We start from the raw sequence: 8,804 nt of genomic DNA on the forward strand, positions 1-8,804 counted from the left end.
TATGTTATTATGTCTAATGTTTTTGAGCGGAAAAAACTTTGGCGTCGGGGAGTGTTTCTCACTTGGAATATAAGATTGGTAAAACACTTATTTCTGAAGAAAAACTGCAGGCCAAAATAAAAGAACTCGGAGAGAGATTAAGCAAGGATTATGCCGGGAAACAGCTGATCTGCGTATGTGTGCTTAAAGGTGCAGTAATTTTTCTTGCCGATCTTATCAGGCACATCAGTCCCGAAGTGGATGTAAGGATAGACTTCCTCGCTATTTCATCATACGGAGCATCGACAAAGAGCAGCGGTGTAGTTCAGATACAGAAAGACCTAAGCACTGACATCTATGGCAAAAATGTCCTTATAATAGAGGACATAGTCGATACCGGGCTTTCGCTGAAGTACATAAAGTCGCTTCTGCTGGAACGCAAGCCGCAGAGCCTGGCGATATGCGTGCTGCTTGACAAGCCGGATCGCCGCAAGGAAACAGTTGAGGTTGAATATACAGGTTTTACGATCCCGGATGAGTTTGTGATAGGCTATGGTCTGGATTACGCCGGAATGTTCCGGCATTTGCCGGCGGTGTTCGTCGCCGAGCCCGTCGCCTAGCAGCAATTGGGGCATCTCGGAGCGCTAACTTAACAACATTCATTATCCGTCGCTTCGACGTATGACCAATACGCCTTAGCTAGTATAATTTCATGTTGCGTCGTTATCATCTCCGATCTGCCCCAATTGCGGAGAGTGCTTTTAAAATTCCGTCATTCCCGTAAGCAGTTGAGCGGGAATCCAGCGGCTTAGATTTAAGAATTTTTAAGCTTTTACGACTGCTTGCCTATTGCTTGCCCACGCTTGCCAATTGCTTGCCAGTCTCTACAACAGGATACCTAAACCATCGATCACCCACCGGATCTTTTCCGGTAGATTAGCAAAGATATGAAAGCGAGGTCACACGTTTGAAGAAAACCTCTAAAAATGTTGGGATGTATATAATACTGATCGTTCTTGTAGTCAGTCTGGTGAATGTATTTTTGACGCCGGATGCGAACAAGTCCGGTCAGGGTGCTGAGGTACTTCCTTATAGCCAGTTTTTGAACGAAGTAAACGCGGGCAATGTTGCCAAGGTAAAGATAGACCACGAGCAGCTCAAAGGAACATTGAAATCCGGCAGGGAGTTTACAACTTATATTCTTGATCCGGGAACACTGCCCAGTGAGATCGCCCAGAAGGGCGTTGAGGTCGAGGTCGTTCCTCCTCCAAAGAACTCATGGCTGGCGTCCCTGCTTGCTTCCCTGCTTCCCACACTGCTCCTGATAGGTGTATGGATATACTTCATATACAACATGCAGGGCGGTGGGAACAAAGTCATGGGCTTTGCAAAGAGCAAGGCCAAACTTTTTATGGACAACAGGCCCAAGGTCACGTTTAAAGATGTTGCCGGCTGTGACGAGTCCAAGGAAGAGCTTGAAGAGGTCGTCCACTTCCTCAGGGATCCCTCAAAGTTCACGAGGCTTGGGGCAAAGGTACCCCGCGGCGTACTGCTTCTGGGTGCACCCGGAACGGGCAAGACCCTTCTGTCAAGGGCTGTGGCGGGAGAGGCTAATGTCCCCTTCTTCAGCATAAGCGGATCTGACTTCGTCGAAATGTTTGTCGGTGTAGGAGCCGCACGTGTCAGGGACCTTTTTGAGCAGGCCCGCAAGAACCAGCCATGCATAATATTCATAGACGAAATAGACGCTGTAGGACGTCATCGCGGTGCAGGGCTCGGAGGCGGACATGATGAGCGTGAACAGACGCTCAACCAGCTTCTTGTGGAGATGGACGGTTTTGAGGCAGGAACAGGCATCATCCTGCTTGCCGCTACAAACAGGCCCGACATACTTGACCCGGCGTTGCTCCGTCCCGGGCGTTTTGACAGGCAGATAGTCGTTGACAGGCCGGACGTAAACGGAAGGCGCGACATTCTGAAGGTGCATTTGAAAGACAAGAAGGTCAGCAAGAAAGTTGACCTTGATGTCATTGCCCGCAGGACCCCCGGTTTTGTCGGTGCAGATATAGCAAACCTTGTAAACGAGGCAGCTTTGCTTGCAGGTCGGAGAGGCAAGTCCAGCCTCGGAATGGCAGAGTTCGAAGAGGCCATCGACAGAGTAATGGCAGGTCCTGAGCGAAAGAGCAGAGTAATAAGCAAGAAAGAGCGCGAGATCATCGCATACCACGAAGCCGGACACGCGCTGGTCGCAAGCAAGATAGACGGCAGCGATCCGGTACATAAGATATCAATAATACCGCGCGGCCACATGGCGCTTGGATATACACTGCAGCTGCCGGAAGAGGACAGGTTCCTGATATCGAAGAAGGAGCTTTCGGACAGGATAACGATATTGCTGAGCGGTCGGGTAACTGAGCAGCTCAAGTTCGGAGATGTAACCACAGGAGCCTCTAATGACCTTGAAAGGTCTACGCAGATCGCAAGGCAGATGGTTACGCAGTTTGGAATGAGCGACAGACTTGGGCTGGTAACGCTTGGCAGAAAACAGCATGAGGTCTTCCTTGGCAGGGATATCATGGAGGACAGGAACTACAGCGAAGAGATCGCATACGCCATAGATCAGGAAGTCCGCAGCATAATAGATGAGTGCTACACTACTGCAAAGAACATTCTTACAGAACATAATGACCGACTTGAGGAGATAACAGCACTGCTTCTTGAGAAGGAAGTCCTTGAGGGCGATGAGCTGGACGAACTTCTTGGATACCCGAAGAAAGAGCACCCCGTGTCAACTGCAGGAGCTGAGGATGAAGGATCCGAAGACGAAGCTTATTCCGAAGATGACGGCTCAGAAGCGGAAGAGGAAGAAGTTAAAAAGAAGCAGCAGAAAGACGAGATCTCTGAAGAACAGGATGATGATGAAGATCCTGACGAAGAGGAAGAATAAAACATAATATAAAATAGGAGCCGCGAGGCTCCTTTTTTTATCGGATATTTTAATGCCGCAGAGTCGTAATATTTCCACAATCAAAGGAATATATGCTATAATGCCCATCGTCACGGGATGTAGCGCAGCCTGGTTAGCGCACCTGCTTTGGGAGCAGGGGGTCGTCGGTTCGAATCCGACTATCCCGACCATTAAAAACAAAAGCTCAGCGAAAATTTTTCGCTGAGCTTTTGTTTGAAGCAATAGTGAAACTGCCGAAAAAACGTCGGCGTGAAGCGATGGTGAAACGGATGTAGGGGCAGGAAGAGATAGTCGATGCTGGGGAATTTGTGGCGTGGATCGTGCCACGGAGAATTCGCGTCCTTCTGCCGCTGGAGAATTTGCATCGCTTCGCATTCAGGAGGGGCGGCTGAGCGATGGCTGAGCGTGGCTGAGCAATAGCTTAGCGGTTGTAAAATTCAAAATCTCTGTCGTTCCCGGCATTAGCCTCCCCCTCCGACGTTCCCATATGCTCAACTTTCCGTCACCGTCATCCCCGTATGTTCAACTTTCCGTCATCCCCATATGCTCAACTCTCCGTCACCGTCATCCCCGTATGCCACTGAGCGGGGATCCATATGTTTTGGTATTTATGTCCACTTTGAAATCGGAAAATCAAAAGAATGGGCTTTGGCTCACGGCCAGAGATCCGACGAGTTACGAGTTGCGGGAATCGGCTGCTAGTTACACCAACTGCATACCGGATGACGAGAAAGGAGACAAACCGGGATAACGGTGAATGATGAGTTCAAAATCAGGACCTGGGTTCCCGATCTCAAAACGCATTCGAAATAGTTCGAATGCTAAGGAGTTTTTAAATGTTTCCTTAACAGGAAACGGCATTCTCCTGATCAGGGGCATACGGGAACGACGGGGAGTGGGGCAGGACCTGGGTTCCCGCTCAGGGGCATACGGGAACGACGGAGGGTGGGGCATACGGGAACGACGGATAAGGGGCAGCCCCTTCGGTGAAGGATGAGTTCAAATGCATATTCCGTTGAAATGAGCCCACTGTTCCGCTGACCGCGAGCCCGCCGTTCCGCTATTCGTGAGCCTATTGTTCCGTCGGGCGTGAGCCAGCTTCCTTTAGTCGCACGGGGAAGGTTCTCCCCGTGCGAAGGTTTTGATCCTTTTGTCAGTCTTTAAGTCCCCGGCGTTTCCTCATCGATTCGCCGCCTACCAATATATTGTATGAGCAATGAACTATCCTGTCGAGGAGGCTTTCTCCGAGAAGGTCGTTACAGGTCCGTTCAAGCCATTCTGTTGTGTCAAACTGTGAACAGAATATGGTCGAAAGACGTCCTACACTTCTGCATTCCATTATTTCAAATATCTCTTTCGCCGCCTCTGCGCTGAGCGGCCGGAGCAGCCATTCATACAGTATTAAGCGTCTAACTTTAAAGCCTGACATCCTCTAAAGATATTTACGCACTATGTGCGCATATCTGATGAGTACCAAATTATGGGCCTGTGGATCCCGACACGGTGGGCTCACGGAGAGCATCACGCTGGGCTCATAAAAAAAGTCACACTGGGCTCGCGTGTTGCGGAACTAAGGGCTCATGGGGTGCGCAATACTCATTCAAAATCAGGACCTGGGTTCCTGATCTCAAAACGCATTCGAAATAGTTCGAATGCTAAGGAGTTTTTAATTGTTTCCTTAACAGGAAACGGCATTCTCCTGATCAGGGGCATACGGGAACGACGGGGAGTGGGGCATACGGGAACGACGGTTCTTTTTTTTTGGACATCTTCGGCCGCTTAGTCATGTTGTTAAAACAATTTGAACTATCGTTTGCCAATATTCAAACTGCCAATCGCTCGCCCGCCTTTCTGTTTGCTCATAAAAAATGCTGTTTTCTGATTGGAAAGCCGTATTGTGTGTTTGGGTTTGTTATTGTACTGCAAGACTAAACAATCTGAAAATTAGGATACTATATATGTATGTATTTTATATAATGGAAATCAATATTTGACATGGTTCCACTGAGTGGAATATGTGTTTTGCCGTATGGAATCATCCGCTTGCATTACAATTTTTAAAACTTATATTTGTGTCAGAGCAATAAATAACCAATAGTCTGATGGGAGGTAATGTTATGTTTAAAGTCAATGTTGGTTCAAGTATTGCACCAGAGGCAAAGAAGGCTGGGATCGAAGCCGGGTTAGCTGCGAAGAACGGCCTTGACGCCGTAAAAATGGCATTTGTCTACGGAAGCTGTGAATATGATGTTGACCAGATGATAGCCGGTGTAAAAGAGTCAATGCCGGGGGTTCCGCTGATTGGCAATACGTCTTTTACCGGGATCATCACCCCGGAAGGATTCGTGGGCTCCGATGGAGGATTTGTCGGTGTGATGGCATTTTCGGATGAAAATATGAAGGTAGGCATCGCTGCTTCTGAACGGGGTAAAAGCCCGATAGAAACAGGCAAAGCCGTTGCGCTTGAAGCAATGAAAAATACGGGGAAAGACACGGCACCGGCGTTTTTTTATATGGCGGCTTCCCCTGCGGAAGAAGAATTCTACCTCAAGGGAATCAGCTCAGTGATCGGCAGGGTCCCGTTTTTCGGCGGAAGCGCGGCAGATAATACTATAAGTGGTGAATGGAAACTTTACACGTCCGGCACGAGTTTTGCTGACGGACTTGCTGTAGCGTTTTTTTATACGGAAGTAAAAATGACGAACCTGTTTACGGGAGCTTATCGTGAGACGGACGATTTTGGAGTAATAACAAAAGTTGATGGAAACCGTACCCTTGTTGAGATAGACGGTGTCCCTGCTGTACAGAAATATAAAGAATGGACTGGCTGCAGCAAAGAAGCGGTTACAGGCGGAAACCTGCTCGTTACATGCATCAATTCTCCGCTCGGAGTCAAAGACCGCCTTGGTGATCTTATAGCGATCCGTCATCCGATGAACGGCAACGATGACGGTTCAATGGCGGTTGGAAGCAACCTTGCCGAAAAGACGTGCGTTATACGAATGGAAGCGACTCAGGACGAGCTGATCGATTCAACGGGGAAGACACTCAAAGAACTCATAGCGAAGATGGAGACAAAGCCTGCCGCGTTTCACCTGGTGCATTGCGGCGGACGCAGAGCGGGCATAGGTGACCGTATAGGCGAAGTTGTGAAGCAGGTAAAGGAAGCAGCCGGAGATGTTCCGTTCATCGTTGAATTCACGTTCGGTGAATACGGGTTTGAAAGCGATAATAACAACACCTGTGGCGGGTTGATGCTTTCATTTACCGGGTTTTCAAAGTAATTGCCGGCAAACAATTATTAGGGAGGTACACAGCTATGAAAATGATAATTAACGGAAAAGCGGCAGACGCTTCCGACAAAAAAGTACTCGAAGTAATTAACCCTGCAACCGGTAAACTTATCGACACCGTTCCGGCAGCATCGGCAAAGGATGTGGAAGATGCTGTAGCAGCTGCAAAAGCGGCGCAAAAGATATGGGCTAAGGTTCCTGTCTATCGGAAAGCTGAGATAATGATGGATTTTCTGGCGCTGGTGGAGAAGAACAAGGAAGACCTTGCACAGACACTTTCTGCAGAAACCGGCAAGCCTATATCAGAGGCCAGGGGCGAAATAGGTAATATACCCATAGCATTCAAGGCATTTTCGGAGAAGGCGAAACACCTCTATGGCGAAGTCGTTCCGTCAGGACTTGAGGCCGGACAGGACAAAAATATTCTCTTTACGCAGAGAGAGCCTATTGGTGTTGTGGCATGTATAATACCATTCAATTTCCCGTGTGATCTCTTTGACCAGAAGGTTGCTCCGGCGCTTCTTGCGGGAAACGCGGCTATAGTTAAGCCGTCAACGGATAATCCTCTTACTCTCTGCAAACTGACGGAGATGTTGGTCAAAGCCGGAGTTACTGACGGCGCTATCCAGATAATCACCGGGCGCGGCTCAGTCGTCGGCAATATGCTGTGTTCGAATCCGGATGTACATCTTATTACCCTTACCGGATCAACGGAGGTAGGCATTGAAACGGCTAAAACGGCTGCAGCAAACCTTTGCCATGTAGCTCTTGAACTTGGCGGAAACGATGCTTTCATCGTCCTTGAGGATGCGGATGTAGATCTCGCGACGGATGAACTCATCTGGGGCCGCATGTATAACACCGGTCAGGTCTGCTGTGCGTCAAAGCGGTTCCTTATACACAGGAGCCGAGTCGGAGAATTTGTCGAGAAGTCCGTTAAAAAAATACAGGCTATTAAGCGCGGCATGCCGTCAGACGAAAACACGGGCCTAGGATGTCTCATCAGTGAAAAGGCCGCTATTGAAGTTGAAGCACAGGTAAACCTGACCGTTGAGCAGGGCGGTAAAATAATCCTCGGCGGCAAGAGAAGCGGCGCTTTCTATGATCCAACTGTAATTGTTGATGTTCCGAAAACTGCCGATGTTGCGAAAGACATGGAAATATTCGGTCCCGTTGTTCCGATCGTAGTTTTTGACACGGTTGATGAGGCTATTGCTATCGCGAACGCGTCAAAGTTCGGGCTTTGCGGCTGCGTATTTTCAAAAGATATGAAGGAAGCTTTTTATGTCGCCAATGAACTTGAATGCGGCGGAGCAGTAATCAACGGCGCGAGCTTCTTCCGCAGCTTTGAAATGCCGTTTGGAGGATACAAATTCTCGGGAATAGGTACAGAAGGAGTGTTATCAACTTTCAATGAAATGACACGAACGAAATCTGTCGTGCTGAAGAATATACTGAAATAGCGCATCATATGCGCTTTTTCAACCCGGTAATACGTATACGCCTGGCTGGGGATAATCGTTATCTCCAGCCACTCGTTTGAATTTATCCTTCCGTATATGCCATCTTGCGCGAAAGCCGGAGGGCAGAGGATTTGACCTCATCTATGATCTGTGGGATCCTTTCATCTGTGATTTCAGATGTGGTCCCGCTTGCGCTTATTGATGCTATAGCGTCGCCGCGATAGTCAAATACGGGTGCTCCGATGCATCTGTGTCCGATCATATATTCCTGATTATCCATCGCGTAGCCCTGTTCGCGTACCTGTTTAAGACATTTTTTGAAATCGGTGAAATTTGTGATCGTGTTTTCTGTGAAACGTTCGAATTTGCATGCGTACATCGCCTTCTCAAGTTCACTGCCCGAAAGGCAGGCCAACAGACATTTGCCCATTGACGAGCAGTAGGCAGGCGAACGGTAGCCTACCTGAGTGTAAAGACGTGTCATTGGGTAGATGTCGATTTTTTCGATATAAATGACTTCGTGTGAGTCCAGAACTCCGAGGTGTGCTGTGAGATTCAGCTTTCTCCTGAGTTCGGCAAGAATCGGTTTTGATTCTGTCTGTAGTTCGAGCCCGTTAATGTGATAGCTGACAGATTCTATGAGCTTGAGCCCTATTGAATAGCAGTTGTCTTTGTCTTTTTCAACATAATGCCTGTTGTTCATGCTTTGTAAAAGGCGGAACGCGGTTGTTTTGCTGATCCCGCTCGCGGACACGATTTGAGTCAGGCTCATTGGTGTCTGTGCCTGTGAAAGCAGTTCTATGATGTCAAAAACACGGTCGATCACACGTACATTATCCTGCATCAATTTTTAACCACTACCCGCGAACGGACATATCCTATTCTTGATTATAAGATCCTGTTTATCTATATCATGTACTTATTATAACCAGATCGATCAATTTTATATATCGATTTTTTGTTTTTTATTTGCCTGTTTTGTGAAGAAACAATGACTTGCCCTTAGCCTCTCCACTTTTGTGGGAAAGACGGATGACGTAAAACTAAAAAAGTTATATATTAATCAACGTTGCTTAAAATTAAGGAGAGAATTTATGTCTG

The 8,804-nt window shown here is 47.9% G+C and carries 7 protein-coding genes and 1 tRNA gene; 6 read left to right on the forward strand and 2 right to left on the reverse strand.

The window, feature by feature from the left end; genetic code table 11:
* Positions 1 to 62: 62 nt before the first annotated feature.
* The 4 genes from hpt (at position 63) to LLF78_06045 (ending at position 3,944) form a co-directional block, all read left to right on the forward strand.
* A complete protein-coding gene (gene hpt, locus LLF78_06030) occupies positions 63 to 599 on the forward strand; it encodes a hypoxanthine phosphoribosyltransferase (protein MCE5202051.1) in 537 nt (178 codons plus the stop codon).
* A 374-nt stretch (positions 600 to 973) separates the two neighbouring features.
* Entirely contained in the window at positions 974 to 2,926 is a 1,953-nt protein-coding gene (gene ftsH, locus LLF78_06035; protein MCE5202052.1) for an ATP-dependent zinc metalloprotease FtsH, read from the forward strand.
* Between the two features lie 113 nt (positions 2,927 to 3,039).
* Positions 3,040 to 3,117, forward strand: a tRNA-Pro gene (locus LLF78_06040).
* A 587-nt stretch (positions 3,118 to 3,704) separates the two neighbouring features.
* Positions 3,705 to 3,944 (forward strand): hypothetical protein, encoded by a 240-nt coding sequence (locus LLF78_06045; GenBank protein ID MCE5202053.1) that lies wholly within the window; start codon positions 3,705 to 3,707, stop codon positions 3,942 to 3,944.
* A 156-nt stretch (positions 3,945 to 4,100) separates the two neighbouring features.
* On the opposite strand, the gene LLF78_06050 is transcribed toward LLF78_06045, so the two are convergent.
* Positions 4,101 to 4,376 (reverse strand): ATP-binding protein, encoded by a 276-nt coding sequence (locus LLF78_06050; GenBank protein MCE5202054.1) that lies wholly within the window; start codon positions 4,374 to 4,376, stop codon positions 4,101 to 4,103.
* A 688-nt stretch (positions 4,377 to 5,064) separates the two neighbouring features.
* Between LLF78_06050 and LLF78_06055 the strand changes: the two genes are divergently transcribed.
* Positions 5,065 to 6,231: an FIST C-terminal domain-containing protein gene (locus LLF78_06055; protein ID MCE5202055.1), complete on the forward strand. Its 1,167-nt coding sequence runs from the start codon at positions 5,065 to 5,067 to the stop codon at positions 6,229 to 6,231.
* Positions 6,232 to 6,266: 35 nt separating this feature from the next.
* On the forward strand, positions 6,267 to 7,703 hold the full coding sequence (locus tag LLF78_06060) for an aldehyde dehydrogenase family protein (protein ID MCE5202056.1): 1,437 nt from the start codon (positions 6,267 to 6,269) through the stop codon (positions 7,701 to 7,703).
* An 82-nt stretch (positions 7,704 to 7,785) separates the two neighbouring features.
* Here the strand turns inward: LLF78_06060 and LLF78_06065 are convergent, their stop codons facing one another.
* A complete protein-coding gene (locus LLF78_06065) occupies positions 7,786 to 8,529 on the reverse strand; it encodes an IclR family transcriptional regulator (protein ID MCE5202057.1) in 744 nt (247 codons plus the stop codon).
* Positions 8,530 to 8,804 lie beyond the last annotated feature (275 nt).

It is taken from the genome of Synergistaceae bacterium (genome assembly GCA_021372895.1).
GTDB lineage: Bacteria > Synergistota > Synergistia > Synergistales > Synergistaceae > JAJFTP01.